The 16874-nt window shown below is 68.2% G+C and carries 13 protein-coding genes; 8 read left to right on the top strand and 5 right to left on the bottom strand.

The genetic code is table 11. The features are described 5' to 3' along the window. Window positions 1-119: 119 nt before the first annotated feature. Window positions 120-692, bottom strand: coding sequence for a GNAT family N-acetyltransferase (locus WFK98_RS26830; RefSeq protein WP_336802449.1), 573 nt, complete (start codon window positions 690-692; stop codon window positions 120-122). Between the two features lie 13 nt (window positions 693-705). Then, a complete protein-coding gene (locus WFK98_RS26825; RefSeq protein ID WP_266341264.1) occupies window positions 706-1839 on the bottom strand; it encodes a type III PLP-dependent enzyme in 1134 nt (377 codons plus the stop codon). Window positions 1840-2590: 751 nt separating this feature from the next. On the opposite strand from WFK98_RS26825, the gene WFK98_RS26820 reads away from it, so the two are divergent. The 5 genes from WFK98_RS26820 (at window position 2591) to WFK98_RS26800 (ending at window position 8265) form a co-directional block, all read left to right on the top strand. Next, a complete protein-coding gene (locus tag WFK98_RS26820; RefSeq protein ID WP_442907485.1) occupies window positions 2591-4177 on the top strand; it encodes a gamma-glutamyltransferase family protein in 1587 nt (528 codons plus the stop codon). Window positions 4178-4292: 115 nt separating this feature from the next. Then, window positions 4293-5477 (top strand): amidase, encoded by a 1185-nt coding sequence (locus WFK98_RS26815; RefSeq protein WP_266341263.1) that lies wholly within the window; start codon window positions 4293-4295, stop codon window positions 5475-5477. Between the two features lie 9 nt (window positions 5478-5486). Beyond that, window positions 5487-6395: a LysR family transcriptional regulator gene (locus tag WFK98_RS26810; RefSeq protein ID WP_266341262.1), complete on the top strand. Its 909-nt coding sequence runs from the start codon at window positions 5487-5489 to the stop codon at window positions 6393-6395. Window positions 6396-6523: 128 nt separating this feature from the next. Continuing rightward, window positions 6524-7168: a DUF1007 family protein gene (locus WFK98_RS26805; protein ID WP_336802448.1), complete on the top strand. Its 645-nt coding sequence runs from the start codon at window positions 6524-6526 to the stop codon at window positions 7166-7168. After that, complete coding sequence (locus WFK98_RS26800) at window positions 7165-8265, top strand: nickel/cobalt transporter (protein WP_266341260.1); 1101 nt, start codon at window positions 7165-7167, stop codon at window positions 8263-8265. The genes WFK98_RS26805 and WFK98_RS26800 overlap by 4 nt, the downstream gene beginning before the upstream one ends. A gap of 177 nt (window positions 8266-8442) precedes the next feature. On the opposite strand, the gene WFK98_RS26795 is transcribed toward WFK98_RS26800, so the two are convergent. Continuing rightward, window positions 8443-9228 (bottom strand): gamma-glutamyl-gamma-aminobutyrate hydrolase family protein, encoded by a 786-nt coding sequence (locus tag WFK98_RS26795; RefSeq protein WP_336802447.1) that lies wholly within the window; start codon window positions 9226-9228, stop codon window positions 8443-8445. Between the two features lie 201 nt (window positions 9229-9429). Between WFK98_RS26795 and WFK98_RS26790 the strand changes: the two genes are divergently transcribed. Continuing rightward, a complete protein-coding gene (locus WFK98_RS26790) occupies window positions 9430-10554 on the top strand; it encodes an ABC transporter substrate-binding protein (protein ID WP_336802446.1) in 1125 nt (374 codons plus the stop codon). A gap of 156 nt (window positions 10555-10710) precedes the next feature. Here WFK98_RS26790 and WFK98_RS26785 read toward each other — a convergent pair whose 3' ends face one another. After that, window positions 10711-12213 (bottom strand): bifunctional metallophosphatase/5'-nucleotidase, encoded by a 1503-nt coding sequence (locus WFK98_RS26785; RefSeq protein ID WP_266341257.1) that lies wholly within the window; start codon window positions 12211-12213, stop codon window positions 10711-10713. A 201-nt stretch (window positions 12214-12414) separates the two neighbouring features. Here WFK98_RS26785 and hemH point away from each other — a divergent pair, with 201 nt between their 5' ends. Further along, window positions 12415-13467: a ferrochelatase gene (gene hemH / locus WFK98_RS26780; protein ID WP_336802445.1), complete on the top strand. Its 1053-nt coding sequence runs from the start codon at window positions 12415-12417 to the stop codon at window positions 13465-13467. Between the two features lie 166 nt (window positions 13468-13633). Here hemH and WFK98_RS26775 read toward each other — a convergent pair whose 3' ends face one another. Beyond that, entirely contained in the window at window positions 13634-14647 is a 1014-nt protein-coding gene (locus WFK98_RS26775; RefSeq protein ID WP_336802444.1) for a KpsF/GutQ family sugar-phosphate isomerase, read from the bottom strand. 188 nt (window positions 14648-14835) lie between these two features. Here WFK98_RS26775 and WFK98_RS26770 point away from each other — a divergent pair, with 188 nt between their 5' ends. After that, window positions 14836-16869 carry an outer membrane beta-barrel protein gene (locus WFK98_RS26770; RefSeq protein ID WP_336802443.1) on the top strand — a complete coding sequence of 678 codons (2034 nt, stop codon included), beginning with the start codon at window positions 14836-14838 and terminating at the stop codon, window positions 16867-16869. The last annotated feature ends 5 nt before the right edge of the window (window positions 16870-16874 follow it).

Below are 16874 nucleotides of genomic sequence, written 5' to 3'. Positions count from 1 at the left end.
CAAACCCAAAACCCAAAAACACCTTTGGGGCTACATCCCCCACCACTCTACACACAAAAACCGGGGGGCTTGGCGCGCCCCCCCCCCCCCCCCGCCCGACCAGCTTACAGGGAGAAAGCCTAGCGGCTCGTATCGAGGAGGTCGAGCCCGCGCGGGCGTGCAACCAGCGGAAAGTCCCGCGCGGCGAGCGGCGGCACCGACCAGTCGCCCGTCGCGACCAGCATTCCCGAGGCGCCGTCGAGAGCGCCGGGCTGGAGTTCCAGCGCCAGGAAACGCTTGCGCTCCACCGGCCCCGGCATCATCAGGCTCTGCGTCGCCGCGGTCGCAAAGCCGAAGCGCGCGTAGTAGTCGAGGTCGCCGACGAGAATCACGGCGCCATGGCCGAACATCGCCGCGCGGTTCAGGGCGGCGCGCATCAGCTTGCCGCCGATCCCCTCGCCCTGACGCTCCGGCGCGATCGCCAGAGGACCGAGCAGCAGCGCGTCGCGGCCGCCGGCCGAGACGTTCCAGAGGCGGACGGTGCCGACGATCTCGTCGCCGTCGCGGGCGACGAGCGCCAGCCCGGAGGCCGGCAGGCGGTTCTCCCGCAGGCGCTCCGAGGATTTCAGGTGGCGATCCGGGCCCATGGTCCGGTCAAGCAGCAGCTCTCGGGCGCCGGCTTCCCCCGGCGCCTCCACGTCAATCTGGATCATGAAAGGACTTCCTTCAGATCACGTAGGCTTCGAGCGGCTTGAAGCCGTTGAAGGCGACGGCCGAGTAGGTCGTCGTGTAGGCGCCCGTGCCTTCGATCAGCACTTCGTCGCCGATCGAGAGCGACACCGGCAAGTGATACGGCGCCTTCTCGTAGAGGACGTCGGCCGAATCGCAGGTCGGGCCGGCGAGGACGCAGGGCGTCTTCTCGTCGTGGTCGTGCGCCGTCCGGATCGGATAGCGGATCGACTCGTCCATCGTCTCGGCGAGGCCGCCGAACTTGCCGATGTCGAGATAGACCCAGCGCAGGTCGTCGGCCGAGTCGCTCTTCTTCGAGATCAGCACGACTTCCGTCTTGATGATGCCGGCATTGCCGACCATGCCGCGGCCCGGTTCGATGATCGTCTCGGGAATGCGGTTGCCGAAATGGCGCTTCAGGGCGGAGTCGATCGACGAGGCATAGTTCTCCACGCCCGGAATCTCCTTGAGATAACGGGTCGGGAAGCCGCCGCCGAGATTGACCATCGACAGCTGGATGCCGCGCTCGGCGAGCGTGTGGAAGATGCCGGCCGCCGACGCGAGCGCGCCGTCCCAGGCCTCGGTGTTCGCCTGCTGCGAACCGACATGGAACGACACGCCATAGGCGCGCAGGCCCGAACGGTGGGCATGCTCGAGCACGCCGACAGCCATTTCGGGCTCGCAGCCGAACTTGCGCGAAAGCGGCCATTCGGCGCCGGCGCCGTCGCAGAGGATGCGGCAGAACACGCGGGTGCCGGGAGCGGCGCGGGCGACCTTGTCGACCTCGGCTTCGCAATCGACCGCATAGAGGTTGATGCCGCGCGCGAAGGCAGCCGCGACGTCGCGCTCCTTCTTGATCGTGTTGCCGAAGGAGATGCGGTCCGGGGTCGCGCCGGCGGCCAGCGCCATGTCGATCTCGGCGACCGACGCACAGTCGAAGTTCGAGCCGAGCGAAGCGAGCAGCGCCAGCACTTCCGGAGCCGGGTTCGCCTTGACGGCGTAGAACACGCGGGTGTCCGGCAGGGCGTGCGCGAAGGCGAGATAATTCTCACGCACGACATCGAGATCGACGACAAGGCACGGGCCGTCGGGACGTCGGCTGTTGAGGAAGTCGATGATGCGTGCGGTCATTGAGGGTCTCCCCGTCGGCCTGCCAGGGCCAAAAAGCGTTGCGAAAGCGATGACGAAACCGGAGCGAAATCGTCGCGCCGAGCGCTATGGACGCGATCGGAACGTTGAAGACGAGCCGTTTTTGCCGGGGTGAGCCGGCAGTTTTCGCGGGTAGCAGTCACAACGACAAACGGGTGACGTTTATCGTAAGCGCTGCCTTCGCTTGGAACGGGAGACCCGATCCGCACGCCCGGCAAGGATGTAGTGCCTCTTCAGTGACAACGGCCTTTGGAGAGCCGTCCGAGACCAAAAAAGCCCGCTACGTCGTTGCTTCAAGTCGCGTCCTCCGCGGAGACGGAGTTCACCGGTTTCGCTTTCCGGCTGCCGACCTTTCTCGGGATCGCTCCCGAACTCCTGGGACCCACCTTGCGGAGGATCTTGGGCGTCGCTTCGGCCTCTTGTCCGAAGCCCCACCGGTCGGCACGCAACCACAGGCACGTGCGATAATTGGGCGAGGAGGTAGGTAGGCCGAACGCGGTTAACATTCAAGCGGATTTTGCCCTCCGGGCCCAAAATTCGTGCATGGGCCGCCGGGACCGCCCCAACGCGACGGAATCGCGACATTTTTGTGTCGGCTCAGGCGCTTGGCACGGCCTTCGCGACGGAGAATCCGGCCGATTTTCCGCTGCCGCCGGCGCCGGCGCTGCGGTTGATTCGTGCTTCCGGGCGAAGGGGCTTTCGCCTATTCAGAAACGGCAACAGGAGAAAGCGCGTGAGCGAAACGGTCGTCGGCGAGAAGGGCATGGTTGTGGCTCCCCACAGGGCCGCGGCGGAGGCAGGGGCCGAGATCCTGCGAGCCGGCGGCAACGCCATCGAGGCAATGATCGCGACGGCCGCCACCATCGCCGTCGTCTACCCGCACATGAACGGCATCGGCGGCGACGGCTTCTGGCTGATCCGCGAGCCCGGCAAGGAGCCGCGCTATCTCGAAGCCTGCGGCGGCGCCGGCTCCGGCGCCACCATCCGCGCCTATCGCGAGAAATATGACCGCATCCCGACGCGCGGCCCCGACGCGGCGCTGACGGTGGCCGGCGCCATGTCGGGCTGGAACACCGCCTATGAACTGTCGCAGAGCCTCGGTGGCCGGCTCGACCGCCCCACCCTGCTCGCGAACGCCATAGAGCACGCCAAGAAGGGCATCTCCGTCACCCGCTCGCAGGCGCGGCTGTCGGCGGAGCATTTCGACGCCCTCTCCGCCGCGCCGGGCTTCAAGGACGTGTTCCTGATTGACGGCAAGGCGCCGGAACTCGGCGCCACGATCCGGCAGGAGCGCCTGGCCGACACGCTCGACCACCTCGCCCGCGCCGGCTTCCTGGATTTCTACAAGGGCGACGTCGCGAACGAGATCGCCGCCGACCTCGAGCGCGTCGGCAGCCCGGTGACTCGGGCCGACCTCGCGGCGCATGAAGCGCGGCTGCGGCCGCCGCTCTCCGTCCGCCTCGAAGGCGCCACCGTCTTCAACTCGCCGCCGCCGACGCAAGGTCTCGCCTCGCTGCTGATCCTCGGCATCTTCGAGCAGCTCGGCGTCCAGCGCGGCGAGAGCTTCGAGCATATTCACGGACTGATCGAGGCGACCAAGCGCGCCTTCAGGATCCGCGACAGGCACGTCACCGATCCGGTCTTCGCCGGCGATCTCTCCGTGCACCTCTCGCCGCGCGTGCTAGCGCGCGAGGCGGCGGCGATCGACATGCGGCGCGCCGCGCCCTGGCCGGAAGTGGCGAAAAAGGGCGACACGGTATGGCTCGGCGCCATCGACGAAACGGGGCTCTCCGTCTCCTATATCCAGTCGATCTTCTGGGAATTCGGCTCCGGCGTCGTGCTGCCTTCGACCGGCATCACCTGGCAGAACCGAGGCGCTTCCTTCTCGCTCGATCCGCACGCGCTCAACCCGCTCGAGCCCGGCCGCAAGCCGTTCCACACGCTGAACCCGGCGATCGCCCGCTTCGACGACGGCCGCATCCTGAGCTACGGCACCATGGGCGGCGAAGGACAGCCGCAGACGCAGGCGGCAGTCTTCACCCGCCACGCGCTGTTCGGCATGGATCTCGGCGAAGCGATCGCCGCGCCGCGCTGGCTGCTCGGCCGCACCTGGGGCTCCGACCACACCAATCTGCGCGTCGAGAATCGCTTCGACCCCGACCTGCTGCTGGCGCTGGAAAGAGCCGGCCACGAGGTCGCCGTGCTCGATGAGGGCTATTCCGACACGATGGGCCATGCCGGCGCGCTCGTCCGGCGCAAGGACGGCCGTATCTTCGGCGCCAGCGATCCGCGCTCGGACGGCGCCGCCATCGCCGCCTGAAGGTCTTCGCCACGCTCTTTTTGGCAAAGCCCGCCGAATAGCGCTATGAATTCAGAGCAAGGCGACGCCGCGCCGGCGTCGCCCCGATATCCCTCAAGGAAGTCGATACACGCCCATGCTTCTCGCCAACGACCCGGTCCATGCGTTCGTCGACTATCCCGCCGTCGAAGTGCCGTCCTCCCCGACCGGGCCGCTCAGCGGCCTGACCATGGCGATCAAGGACCTCTATGACGTCGCCGGCTATCCGACTGGCGTCGGCCACCCGCTGAAGCGGGCCGAAAGCGACATCAAGACCGTCAGCGCGCCCTCCGTGCAGATCCTGCTCGACGCCGGCGCCCGCTTCGTCGGCAAGGTGCACACCGACGAGTTCGCCTATTCGATGAACGGCGAGAACCATCACTACGGCACGCCGGTCAATGTCCGCGCCCCGGGCCGCATTCCCGGCGGCTCGTCCTCCGGCTCGGCGACCGCCGTCTCCGGCGGGCTGGTCGATTTCGCGCTCGGCAGCGACACCGGCGGCTCGGTGCGCGCGCCCGCCTCCTATAACGGCCTGATCGGCCTGCGACCGACGCATGGCCGCATCGACATCTCGCGCGTCGCGCCGCTGGCTGAATCGTTCGACACGGTCGGCTGGTTCGCCCGCGACGCCGAAACCTTCGCCCGCGTCGGCGAAGTCCTACTCGGCGAAGACAAGAGCGACACGCCGCTGACCCGCTTCCTCGTCGGCGACGACATCCACGCGCTGCTGCTCGGCGATCTCGAGGAAGCGGCCGTTCGCTCGGCCGCGCCGCGCATCGCCGCCCACCTGCAGCCGGCCGGCGCCGTCATCGTCGCGCCGGACGGCCTCGCGGCCTGGCGCATGATCTTCCGCACCATGCAGGCCTATGAAGCCTGGGAAGCGAACGGCGAATGGATCCAGAGCCGCCAGCCGAGCTTCGGCCCCGGCGTGCGCGAGCGCTTCGAATGGGCGAGCCACGTCACCCGCGAGGAATATGATGCCGCCGCCGTTCGCCGCGCCCAGGTGAGGGCCCGCTTGAACGACCTGCTCGGCGACGACACCGTGCTCGCCATCCCGACCACGCCCGGCATCGCGCCGCGCATCGGCCTCGGCGGCGACGAGCTTGAATCCTACCGCAACCGCGCGCTTTCCATGCTCTGCACGGCGGGCCTCGCGGGCCTGCCGCAGATCAGCCTGCCGCTCGCCGAGCACGAGGGCTGCCCGCTCGGCGTGTCGCTGATCGCGCCCGCCGGCCGCGACCGCGCGCTGATCGAGCTCGCAACCAAGATCATGGCCGGCTAGGCGGCGACCATGGATACGCTCACGAGGATGAAGACCTTCGTCGAGGTCGTCGAAGCCGGCGGCTTCTCGGCCGCCGCCCGCAAGATGGGCCGCTCGAAGGCGCTGATCTCCAAATATGTGCGCGAGCTCGAGGACGAGCTCGGCGCGCGCCTGCTGAACCGGACGACGCGCACGCTGTCGCTGACCGAGGTTGGCCAGAGCTATGCACGCGACGCCACCGAGATCCTGCAGCGGATCGAGGACCTGCAATCCTCGGTCGGCGACGCCCATGCCGCGCCGCGCGGCCGCCTCAAGGTCTCGGCGCCGCGCACCTTCGGCGATGGCGAACTCGGCCGCGCCATCATGGAATTCGTCGTCAGCGAGCCGGAGATCTCGCTGGAGCTGCATCTGGAGGACCGCTTCGTCGATCTCGTCGACGAGGGCTTCGACGTCGCCATCCGCATCTCGACGCTGACCGATTCGAGCCTGATCGCCCGCCGCCTCGCCTCGTTCCGCATCGCCGTCGTCGCGAGCCCCGAGGTGCTGGCCGAACACGGCACGCCGGAGCAGCCGGAGGACATGATCGGCAAGCCGTGCATTCTCGATTCCAACGTCGCCTATCGTTCCAACTGGCCTTTCATGGTCGATGGCGAGAAGATCTCGGTGCCGGTAAAGGGGCGCGTCGAGGTCGACAGCCCCAATGCCGCCCGCTTGGCGGCGATGGCCGGCCTCGGCTTCGCCATCGTGCCGCATCTGGTGGTGAAGGACGATATCGAGGCCGGGCGGCTGGCCGTCGTGCTCGAACCCTTCGAGCCGGCCAGCTCCGCCATCCACGCCGTCTACCCGCATCGCCGCCACCTTTCCGGCAAGGTGCGCAGCTTCATCGACTTCCTGGTGAAGTGGTTCGACAAGAACGGCCCGCACGGCGGCAATTGCTAGCGCCGCCGCTCAAGAAACTGTGATGGGCCGCCCGTCGCCGACGCGGGCCGGCCTTCGCCGCCGACACGATCTGGCCGTACTTGTCTGGCCCCCTTCCCGCCGCTCGCCCTTCGCAGAGACCCATGCTCATGCTTCGATCCCTGATCGTCTTCGCCCTCGCAGCGCTCTTCGCGACCGCGGCAGAGGCGCATCCGCATGTCTTCGTCGACGCGAAGGAGGAGATCGTCTTCGACGCCGACGGCAAGATGACGGCGATCCGCCACATCTGGCAGTTCGACCAGGCCTTCACCGCCTTCGCCATCCAGGGCCTCGACGCCAATGGCGACGGCAAGCTGTCGGACGACGAGTTGCAGCCGCTCGCCAAGGTCAATGTCGATTCGCTGAAGGACTATCACTATTTCACGCGGCTCAAGGTGAATGGCCGCCGCGCCCCGGTCGAGGCGCCGTCCGAGTACTGGCTCGACTTCCACGACAGCCGGCTGACGCTGTTCTACACGCTGCCGCTGAAGACGCCGACCGCCGTCGGTCCGAACACGACGCTCGAAGTGTTCGACCCCGAATATTTCGTCGCCTTCAACTTCGTGAAGCACCAGGCGATCACGCTCGCCGGCGCGCCGGCGAACTGCAAGGCGCACTATGCGCCGCCGCATGAGCTCGACGCCGCGATCATGGCCAAGCTCGCCGCGATTCCCGCCGACCAGCGCGACCTGCCCGACGAGCTTGCCGACGCGGCCTCCAGCCTCGCGGCCCAGATCACGATCGCCTGCTCATGACGCTGTCCCGCGCCAGAAGCTGGATCGGCGCCATTGCCGCCAGCGCGATGCCGACCCTCGCCTTCGCCGCGCCGAGCCCGTTCGGCATCGCCACGCCCGATGGCGGCGGCGTCGTCGGCTGGGCCGGGCCGCTGGCGCCGTTCTTCGTCTGGATCGCGCGGCAGCAGTCGATCTTCTACCGCGACCTGACCGACGCGCTCGCCAACCTGACGCAGAGCGGCCATGCCGCCGCGATCCTGATCGGGCTTTCCTTCGCCTATGGCGTCTTCCACGCCGTCGGCCCCGGCCACGGCAAGGCGGTGATCGCCTCCTACCTGCTCGCCACCGGCGACCGGCTGAAGCGCGGCATCGTCATCTCGTTCGCCTCCGCCCTGGTGCAGGCGCTCACCGCCATCCTCGTCGTCTCGGTCGGCACGCTGGTCCTGAACGTCACGGCGATGACGATGACGCGGGCGACCGACGCGCTGGAGATCGCGAGCTACGCGCTGATCGCGCTCTGCGGCGTGTGGCTGCTCTGGATGAAGATTTCGGGACGCGGCCACGCGCATGGCGGCCAGGCTGGCGTGGCGCACGACCCCGCGACCTGCAACCACCCGCATCACAAGCTCGGCCGGAATTTCGCGCTCGCGACGCAGGGCGCTCCCGCCGGTCTCGCCGGCACGGGCTTCACCGCCACCGCCCTCGCCGGCAACGGCCAGGTCCAATCGGCGGCGAGCCTCGCCTGCGACTGCGGCCATTCGCATGCGCCGGACCCGTCCCAGCTCGACCGGCCGCTGACGGTGGCGCGCGCCTGGACGGCGATCCTCGCCGTCGGCGTGCGGCCCTGTTCGGGCGCGATCATCGTGCTGGTCTTCGCCGTGTCGCAGAAGCTCTACTGGGCCGGCATCCTGTCGGTGCTGGTGATGGCGCTCGGCACCGGGTTGACGGTCTCGGCGCTGGCGACGATGGCGGTCAAGGCCAAGGACCTGGCGCTGCGCTTCTCCGGCGGCGAGAGCGCGACGCAGCTGCGCATCGTCAACGGCCTGCAGATCCTCGCCGCGACCGGCATTCTCCTCTTCGGCCTGCTGATGCTCGGCGGCGCGCTGGCAGGCGCCTGAGGCCTCTTCCAGCCGGTCAAAGCAAGCCAGCAAGAAAGCCCCTCACCCTACCCTCTCCCGCAAGCGGGCGAGGGTTTTGGCCGGGGCTCTTCATGGATTCCGAGGAGGACCGTCGCAGGCAGTCCCCCTCTCCCCTCTGCGGGGGAGAGGGTCAGGGTGAGGGTCTTGCTAAAGCCGCTACTCAGCCGCGGCGAGCAGACCGCGCGAGGCGGCGCGGGCGCGCATCGCCTCGCCGAAGGCGCGGAACAGCCGGCCGGACGGCGCATCGGTCGAAACCCAGTATTCCGGATGCCACTGCACGCCGACGGCGAAGCCGGGCGCGTCGCGGACACTGACCGCCTCGATCGTGCCGTCCGCCGCCACCGCCTCGACGACAAGTCCCTCGGCCAGTTCGCCGATCGCCTGGCGATGCAGCGAGTTCACGTCGATCTCGTCGCGCTCCAGGATGCGCGAGAAGCAGCCATCGGCGACGATGCGGACCGGATGGCGGATCGCGAAACGCTCCGCCTGCACCTCGGAAACCGGCGAGCGGTGGTCGTCGCGACCGGGGAGGTCCTGCACTTCCGAGATCAGCGTGCCGCCGAGCGCGACGTTCAGTTCCTGCTGGCCGCGGCAGATGGCGAGCAGCGGCACGCCATGGCGGAGCGCCGCGCGGATCAGCGGCAGCGTGGTGGAATCGCGCGCGGGATCATAGGGCTCGGTGCGCGGGTCGGCGCTCGCGCCATAGAGGGTCGGATGGACGTTGGAACGACTGCCGGTGATCAGCACGCCGTCGACCCGCTCCAGCAGGGCGTCGATGTCAAGCGCGTCGCCGAGCGAAGGCACGATGACCGGAATGGCGCCGGCGCCTGTGAGCGCGGCCTTCACATAGGTCTCGGGGGCCGCGTGCCAGCGATAGCCTTCGAAATCGCGCACATCGGCCGCCACCGCGACGAGAGGCGAAAAACTCTTCAAATCCGTCATGATCCAGATCGCTTGCTGTGAGGCTCGGCTCCCTATTACACCGGACCATGGCAAAAAGCCGTCTTTTCGCCAACTCTGCCCGCTAGGAGACCCGCCCTCATATAGGCATCGATGCGGATGCCGGCAGCCCCGCATGGCGGGGTCTCCCCGAAAGACGGCGTCACCCCCCGGGCGGCGCCAGAACAGGACCAGGACGACTGCATGGGCTCTAAACGGCTCGACCGACGCACGCTCTTGAAGGCCGCCATGATCGGCCCCGGCGCGGCGGTGGCGGCAGGCGGCGAGGCTTTGGCGGCGCCGCCCCGGATCACCGGACTGCCCGATATCAGCTGGCGGCTGCAATCGAGCTTCCCGGCGACGCTCGACACCATCTATGGCGCCGCCGAGGCGATGGCGCGCTCGGCGGCGATCCTGACCGGCGGTCGTTTCCGCATCGAGATCGCGCCGCCGGACCGCTATGTCCCGGCCGGCCAGGCGCTCGACGCCGTCAGCGCCGGGTCGGTTCAGGCGCTGCAGACCTGCTCCTACTATCACGTCGACCGTGACCCCGCCTTCGCCTTCGGCTCCGCCCTGCCCTTCGGACTCAATGCCCGCATGCAGGACGCCTGGATCGTCGAAGGCGGCGGCGGGCCCCTGCTCGACGGCCTCTATGCGCAGTATGGCCTGACCTCACTCGTCGCCGGCAATACGGGCGCCCAGATGGGTGGCTGGTTCCGCAAGGAGATCCGCAGCCTGCCGGAGATGGCCGGTTTGAAGATGCGGATCGCCGGCCTCGGCGGCATGGTGCTCGCTCGTCTCGGCGTCGAGCCGCAGGAACTCGCCATTGAGTCGGCCTATGCCGCGCTCGACGATGGCTGGCTCGACGCGGCCGAATGGAGCGGCCCCTATGAGGACGAGCAGCTCGGCTTCTACAAGGTCGCGCCCTATTACTATTATCCCGGCTGGTGGGACGGCGGCCCCTCGATCCACCTGTTGATCAACCGCGCCGCCTTCGAGGCGCTGCCGGAAACCTACAAGGAAGCGCTGCGGGCGAGCGCCGCGCAGGCCGGGCACGAGATGCAGGCCCGCTACGACGTGCGCAACAACACCGCGATCCGCAGCCTGATCGACAAGGGCGTGCAGCTCCGGCCGTTCCCGACCGACATCCTGGAAGCGGCCTACAAGGCGTCGTTCGAGCTCTACGCCGAGCTCGCCGCCGCTCATCCGCGCTTCAAGGCGATCTACGAGCCGTGGAAGGGCTTCCGCGACCAGATCTACCAGTCGTTCCGGGTCGCCGAATATTCCTTCGAAAGCTTCGGCTTCACCCAGCAGGCCAAGGGTCACTAGAGGTCAGGCCAGCGAGGCCCTCACCCAACCCTCTCTCGCAGGCGGGCGAGGGCTTTGAGCCGGCGCCCGTCATCGATCTGCCGCCCGACATGACAGGCTCGACGCGCCCCCCTCTCCCGCGCGCGGGAGAGGGCTGGGGTGAGGGTCCTGCAACCCCTACCGGAATACGATCCGACCTTCCGCCTTCGGCGCGATCGTCTTCTTGACCGTGATGTAGTCGATCACGTCGCTCGCCATCAGCTTGGCGTCGACCGGGCTGATCAGCCGCGCCGCGTCCTTCAACGCAACATAGCCGTCGCCGCCATCGGCGACATAGTCGTTGGTGGCGAGCGTGTACTTCTTCTCCGGGTCGAGCGGCGCGCCGTTGACCGTGACGCTCCGGACCCGCATCCCCGGCAGCTGCTTCAGGTCCACCTCGACGACGAGGCCGGAAACCTGCGGGAAGCGGCCGGCCGCCGCCTCGGTCAGGCTGAAGCCGTTTTCGAGCGCCGCCTTCAGGGCCTTGCCGGTGACGGCGAGCTTCACCGTCTTGTTGCCGAAGGGCAGCTCGGCGAAGACGTCGGCCCGCGTCAGCACCGTGCCGGCCGGATATTCCTTGTCGGCCCGGATGCCGCCGCCATTGGTGAGCGCGATATCGGCGCCGACCGAGGCGCGGATCGCGTCGGCGACCAGATTGCCGATCGCCGCCTCCTCGCCGCGCACGGTGGCGCGGCGGCTGTCGAGCAGCGTCTCGCTTGTGCCGATCTGCACCTTGAGCTCGCCGTCGAGCTTGTCCTGATAGGCTTTCACCACGCCGGCGATCTTCGGGTCCGGCGTGACGGTGGCGCTGTCGACGATGTCGAAATGCGGCCGCCAGGTGATCTGCGTCTTGCCGTCCTTCTCGGTCTTGTCGATCGTCACCCGGGTGACGATGATGCTCTCCGCCTGCGCTCCGGATTCCGTCAGCGCCGTCTTGCCGTCGAAGAAGGCGAGCAGATGCTCGTCATGGCCGGAGAGCACGAGGTCGGCGGCGCGGTTGCGCACCAGCGACATGTCGACGGAAAGCGGCGTGTGCACGACCGCGACGACGAAATCGGCGCCGGCATCGCGCAGCGCCTTGCCCTTCGCCTTGCCGGTCTCGATCGACGAGTTGAACACCGTGTCGCCGGCGGTGGCGACCACCGGCGTATCCTCTGTCGTCAGCCCGTAGAAGCCGATCTTGACGCCGCCGACCTCGACCACGCGCTCGTCGACGGTGTTCTTCGGCTGGCTGCCGTCCTTCTCGCGGATGTTCGAGGTCACGACCGGAAAGGTCGCCTCGCCGATGCGGGCATGGAACACGTCCGGCCCGAAATCGAACTCGTGATTGCCGGGCGTCATCACATCGACCTTCATCTGGTTGAGGATGTCGATGATGTGGGCGCCCTTGTCGATGCCGGAGAGCAGCGACGGCGAAATGGTGTCGCCGGAATGGACGAAGAAGGTCGGCCCCTTGGCGCGCTCGGCCTCGACGACAGCGGCGAGCCGGGCGAAGCCACCGCGCCCGTCCAGCTCCTCCATCCGGTCGATATCGTTGGTCTGCACGAAGGTGATCGTCACCGGCGCGGCCCAAGCCGGCGCCGCGACTGTCATCGCGAGGGCGAGAAGGCCGAACCGCAGGCTGCGCTGGCGTCCGAACATGTTGCGATCTCCGGTCAGGATTGGGGCGGGGCGTGCGGCCAGAATGCCACCGCAATGTTGCAATGGCATAGCGGCATCCGACAAGGGCGCATTCGGCGCGACGGCGGGATCGGCGCGCGCGGCCGCTGCGACAACGCGCAACCGAGGAAATTGCACCCGGCCCCTTCGCGTTCGGGCGCTCTGCGGCTAAGTTCCGGCACGATGACCAGCCAGATCGCCGATATCGCCGCGCCCGCGGCCAAGCCCGCCGACCATCCGCCGATCACCGGCGGCCGGATCGGCGTCCTCCTTCTCAATCTCGGGACCCCGGATGCGACCGACTACTGGTCGATGCGGCGCTATCTGAAGGAGTTCCTGTCGGATCCGCGCGTCATCGAGGTGCCGAAGCTGATCTGGTGGCCGCTCTTGAACGGCGTCATCCTGACGACGCGACCGCAGAAATCCGGCAAGAACTACGCCTCGATCTGGAACAACGAGCGCAACGAATCGCCGCTCCGGACCATCACCCGCTCGCAGTCGGAGAAGCTCTCCGCCGCCCTCGCCGGCAATGGCAGGATCGTCGTCGACTGGGGTATGCGCTACGGCACGCCCTCGATCGCCGAGAAGATCGACGGGCTGCAGCGCGCCGGCTGCGACAGGATCCTGATCGCGCCGCTCTATCCGCAATATTCGGCGACGACCACCGCGACCGCCAACGACAAGGCGTTCGACAAGCTGAAGACGATGCGCTGGCAGCCGGCCGTGCGCACGCTGCCGGCCTATCACGACGACCCGGTCTATATCGCCGCGCTCGCCACCTCGGTCGAACGCTCGATCGCCGCGCTCGATTTCGAGCCCGAGATCGTGCTCGCCTCGTTCCACGGCCTGCCGAAGCGCAACCTGACGCTCGGCGACCCCTATCACTGCCATTGCCTGAAGACGGCCCGGCTGCTGCGCGAGCAGCTTGGCTGGCCGCAGGACAAGCTGCGCGCCACCTTCCAGTCGCGCTTCGGCAAGGCGGAGTGGCTGCAGCCCTATACCGACAAGACCGTCGAGGCGCTGGCAAAGGCGGGCGTCAAGCGCATCGCCGTCGTCATGCCCGGCTTCTCGGCCGATTGCGTCGAGACGCTGGAGGAGATCGCCGGCGAGAACGCCGAGATCTTCAGGCACAATGGCGGCGAGCATTTCGCCGCCCTTCCCTGCCTGAACGACAGCCCGGAAGGCATGGCGCTGATCGAGCACCTCGTCCGCCGCGAACTGCTCGGCTGGGTGTGAGGAACGGACGCCGGCTGGTGGTCTTCACCTCTCCCTGAGGGAGAGGTCGACGGCCGCAGGCCGGCGGGTGAGGGGTACAGTCCTCTCCGCGTTAGCCCCAACCCCTCACCCGGAGCTTCGCTCCGACCTCTCCCCATGGGAGAGGTGAAGAGAGGGTCTTGCTTCCCTAGGCGACGCCGATGCGCAACAGGTCGTGCATGTGCAGCACGCCGACTGGCTTCTCGCCCTCGACGACGAACAGCACGGTGATCTTGGCGCCGTTCAGCCGGTCGATCGCCGCGCCCACCAGCATGTCCGGCTGGATCGTCTTCGGCGAGCGGGTCATCACCTGGTCGACGGTGCGCGACAGCAGGTCGGGCCCGATATGCCGGCGCAGATCGCCGTCGGTGATCATGCCGATCAGCGCGCCGTCGCCGTCGACGACACCGAGGCAGCCGAGCCCCTTCGCCGTCATCGTCACGATCGCCTCGGTCATCGGCGCGCCCGAATGCGCGACCGGCATCGACGCGCCCTTGTGCATGATGTCGCGGACGAAATGCAGGCTGGCGCCGAGCTTGCCGCCAGGGTGGAACAGGCGGAAATCCTGCGCCGTGAAGCCGCGCGTCTCCAAGAGCGCGATGGCGAGCGCGTCGCCGAGCGCCAATTGCATCACCGCCGAGGTCGTCGGCGCCAGGCCGTGCGGACAAGCCTCCTCGGCCTTGGGTAGCGCCAGCACATGGCTCGCCTGGCGACCGAGCGTGCTCTCGGCGTTCGAGGTGACGGCGATCAGCGGCGTGCGGAAGCGGCTCGCATATTCGACCACGGCGCGCAGCTCCGCCGTCTCGCCCGACCAGGACAGCGCCAGGATGATGTCGTCGCGGCCGACCATGCCGAGATCGCCATGGCTCGCCTCGGCGGCATGGACGAAGAAGGCCGGCGTGCCGGTCGAGGCGAGCGTCGCGGCGATCTTGACGCCGACATGGCCGCTCTTGCCGACGCCGGTGACGACGACGCGGCCGCCATGGGCGCGGATCATCTCGACGACTTCGGCGAAGGGCGCCGCGAGCGGACCGGCGAAGGCGGCGGCAAGGGCGTCGAGGCCGGCGCGCTCGCTTCCGAGCGTCCGGAGCGCCGAGGCGACCGACTGTTCCGCGAGATCGATCGCCGCCAAATCTTCGCCTCTATTGCCCGCAGCCGGCATCGTTCACTCCGCGTCCGTTGGTTGGGCGGCTTTTAGCATGCCCAGCCGGGCCGCGCCGCCGTAAAACGCTGTGCGGCAACGAGGCCCTGACAACCTTCTCTTAACCAAGGCCGTTTACGGTTCGGAAACCATAGTGTCCGGCTCGCCGGACGCTGTCCGTTCATGCGCAAAGGTCACGGCAAGCGGCAATGCAATTCCCGGCCCGGCTCTTCCTGTCGGCGGCGCTCGTTTCGGCGCTCGCTTCGACGACGGTCGCGCGGGCCGAGGACACCCCCCTGCCGGTCGACCTGCTCGACGACACCGACGCCTTCGGCAGCCTGCGCGGCAGCGACGGCCAGGCCTCGGTCGACCTGACGCTGCCGACCGAGACGCCCGGCACCGGCCGCGACGAGCCGCTTTCGACGAGCCGCGCCGTGCGCACCGAGCGGATCACGCCCACCATCGCCGAGGAGGACGAGCAGCCGACGCGGCCGCGCGCCCGCACGGCCGATGCGCTCGACGCCTCGAGCTATGATCCGCTCGGCATCCGTCTCGGCAGCTTCGTCGTCCTGCCCTCGGTCGAGCTGCGCGGCGGCTATACATCGAACGCGGCCGGATCCTCGACCGGCGGCCCCTCCGGCGTTCTCACCGTGGTGCCGGACCTGATCGTCAAGTCCGACTGGAGCCGGCACGCGCTCGGCTTCGCCTTCCACGGCAATCTCGATTATTTCTCGGACGGCTCGGTGGCGCCGCAGCCGGACATCAATGCCGAGGCGACAGCGCGCCTCGACCTGCCGCGCGACTGGGCGCTGCGGCTGCGCGCCAACTACAATTACCAGACGCAGTCGCTCTCCAGCCTCGACTATCCCGCCGGCGTCGAGAACCCGCCCGGCGTCAACACCTACAATGCCGGCGCGACGCTGGACGGCACGGTCGGCCGGGTCGCGCTGCAGCTGCGCTCCGGCGTGACCTATACCGGCTACGAGGACGGCAAGGGCGCCAATGGCGAGATCATCCCGCAGGGCGACCGCGACAACACCTGGGTGAGCGCCGCCACCCGCGTCGGCTACGAGGTCACGCCGGCCTTCACGCCCTTCGTCGAGGCCGAGGTGTCGGATCGCAGCTTCCGCCAGAAGATCGATTCGAACGGCTTCAACCGCGCCAGCCAGGGCATCACGCTGCGCGGCGGCATCGCCTATTCGGCCGATCCGGTGCTGAAGGGCGAGCTCGCCCTCGGCTGGCATCACGAAAGCTATGACGACGACGCGTTCAAGCCGCTGAACGCCATGACCATCGACTGTGCTGTGGGCGCCGACGGAGCTGACCAACTTCACGCTGCGCGCCGCCACCTATGTCGATCCGACGACGGATCCGAGTTCGGCCGGCTCGATCGTCTACGACATCGGCCTGAAGGCGCAGCACGCGCTGCGGCGCAACCTGACGCTCGATGCCGACCTCGGCTACCAGTACCAGAAATACGAGGGAATCAACGCCGCCGACGCAACCTACGAAGCCGGCTTCGGCGTCACCTGGAAGATCAATCGCTCGGCCTGGGTTGTCGGCCGTTTCCAGCAGGAATACTACAAGAGTGCCACGCCGGGAGGCGACTATCCGACCACCACGGTCACGGTCGGATTGCGCCTCCAGCGCTGATTTCGGGTCGTTTCGTTTGCCGTGTCATCAACCCGACACGTTCACCGGTTATGCGGAAGATCATGGCCTTTAACCACCGCAAAACGATCACCTTCCGCCTCGCCCAGACAGCGCGTGCCGCTCGCGGGCGTTCAGGTAGCCATCTGACGCGGATGGGGCTTCATCCGGGTCAGGACAGCGTCTTGAAGACGCTTTCCGAGCAGGACGGGCTCTCGATGAGCCAGCTGGCGCAATCCCTCGCCGTGCAGCCGCCCACCGTCACCAAGATGGTGAGCCGCCTCGCCGCGCAGGGCTATGTCGAGCGCCGGGCCTCGGCCGGGGACGGGCGCCAGGCGCATGTCTACCTGACCGAACAGGGCCGCGACGCCATCCTCGGCATCGACAAGGGCTGGAAGCGCCTCGAGAAGGAGGCGCTGGCCGGGCTCGACGACAAGGACGTCAAGCGGCTGCGCAAGCTGCTGCGCCAGATCGAGCGCAACCTCTCCGCCATCGCCGAGGACGACGAGGACGACGTCATCGACGAGCCGGAAGCGGCGGCCGAGGCGGAAGCGCAGCCGGACGTCGCCGAGAAGCCCGAAGTCGTCGCCTAAACGAA

Source organism: Kaistia sp. MMO-174 (genome assembly GCF_037147815.1).
In the GTDB taxonomy this organism is placed as follows: domain Bacteria; phylum Pseudomonadota; class Alphaproteobacteria; order Rhizobiales; family Kaistiaceae; genus Kaistia; species Kaistia nematophila.
The sequence above is the reverse complement of the archived record's forward strand: the minus strand, read 5'-3'. Positions and strand labels throughout refer to the sequence as shown.

Coding starts and splice junctions, on each gene's coding strand:
- WFK98_RS26805 (WP_336802448.1), top strand. CDS start 6,524: ATGCTTCGATCCCTGATCGTCTTCGCCCTCGCAGCGCTCTTCGCGACC.
- WFK98_RS26770 (WP_336802443.1), top strand. CDS start 14,836: ATGCAATTCCCGGCCCGGCTCTTCCTGTCGGCGGCGCTCGTTTCGGCG.
- WFK98_RS26830 (WP_336802449.1), bottom strand. CDS start 692: ATGATCCAGATTGACGTGGAGGCGCCGGGGGAAGCCGGCGCCCGAGAG.
- hemH (WP_336802445.1), top strand. CDS start 12,415: ATGACCAGCCAGATCGCCGATATCGCCGCGCCCGCGGCCAAGCCCGCC.
- WFK98_RS26825 (WP_266341264.1), bottom strand. CDS start 1,839: ATGACCGCACGCATCATCGACTTCCTCAACAGCCGACGTCCCGACGGC.
- WFK98_RS26775 (WP_336802444.1), bottom strand. CDS start 14,647: ATGCCGGCTGCGGGCAATAGAGGCGAAGATTTGGCGGCGATCGATCTC.
- WFK98_RS26815 (WP_266341263.1), top strand. CDS start 4,293: ATGCTTCTCGCCAACGACCCGGTCCATGCGTTCGTCGACTATCCCGCC.
- WFK98_RS26790 (WP_336802446.1), top strand. CDS start 9,430: ATGGGCTCTAAACGGCTCGACCGACGCACGCTCTTGAAGGCCGCCATG.
- WFK98_RS26795 (WP_336802447.1), bottom strand. CDS start 9,228: ATGACGGATTTGAAGAGTTTTTCGCCTCTCGTCGCGGTGGCGGCCGAT.
- WFK98_RS26785 (WP_266341257.1), bottom strand. CDS start 12,213: ATGTTCGGACGCCAGCGCAGCCTGCGGTTCGGCCTTCTCGCCCTCGCG.
- WFK98_RS26810 (WP_266341262.1), top strand. CDS start 5,487: ATGGATACGCTCACGAGGATGAAGACCTTCGTCGAGGTCGTCGAAGCC.
- WFK98_RS26800 (WP_266341260.1), top strand. CDS start 7,165: ATGACGCTGTCCCGCGCCAGAAGCTGGATCGGCGCCATTGCCGCCAGC.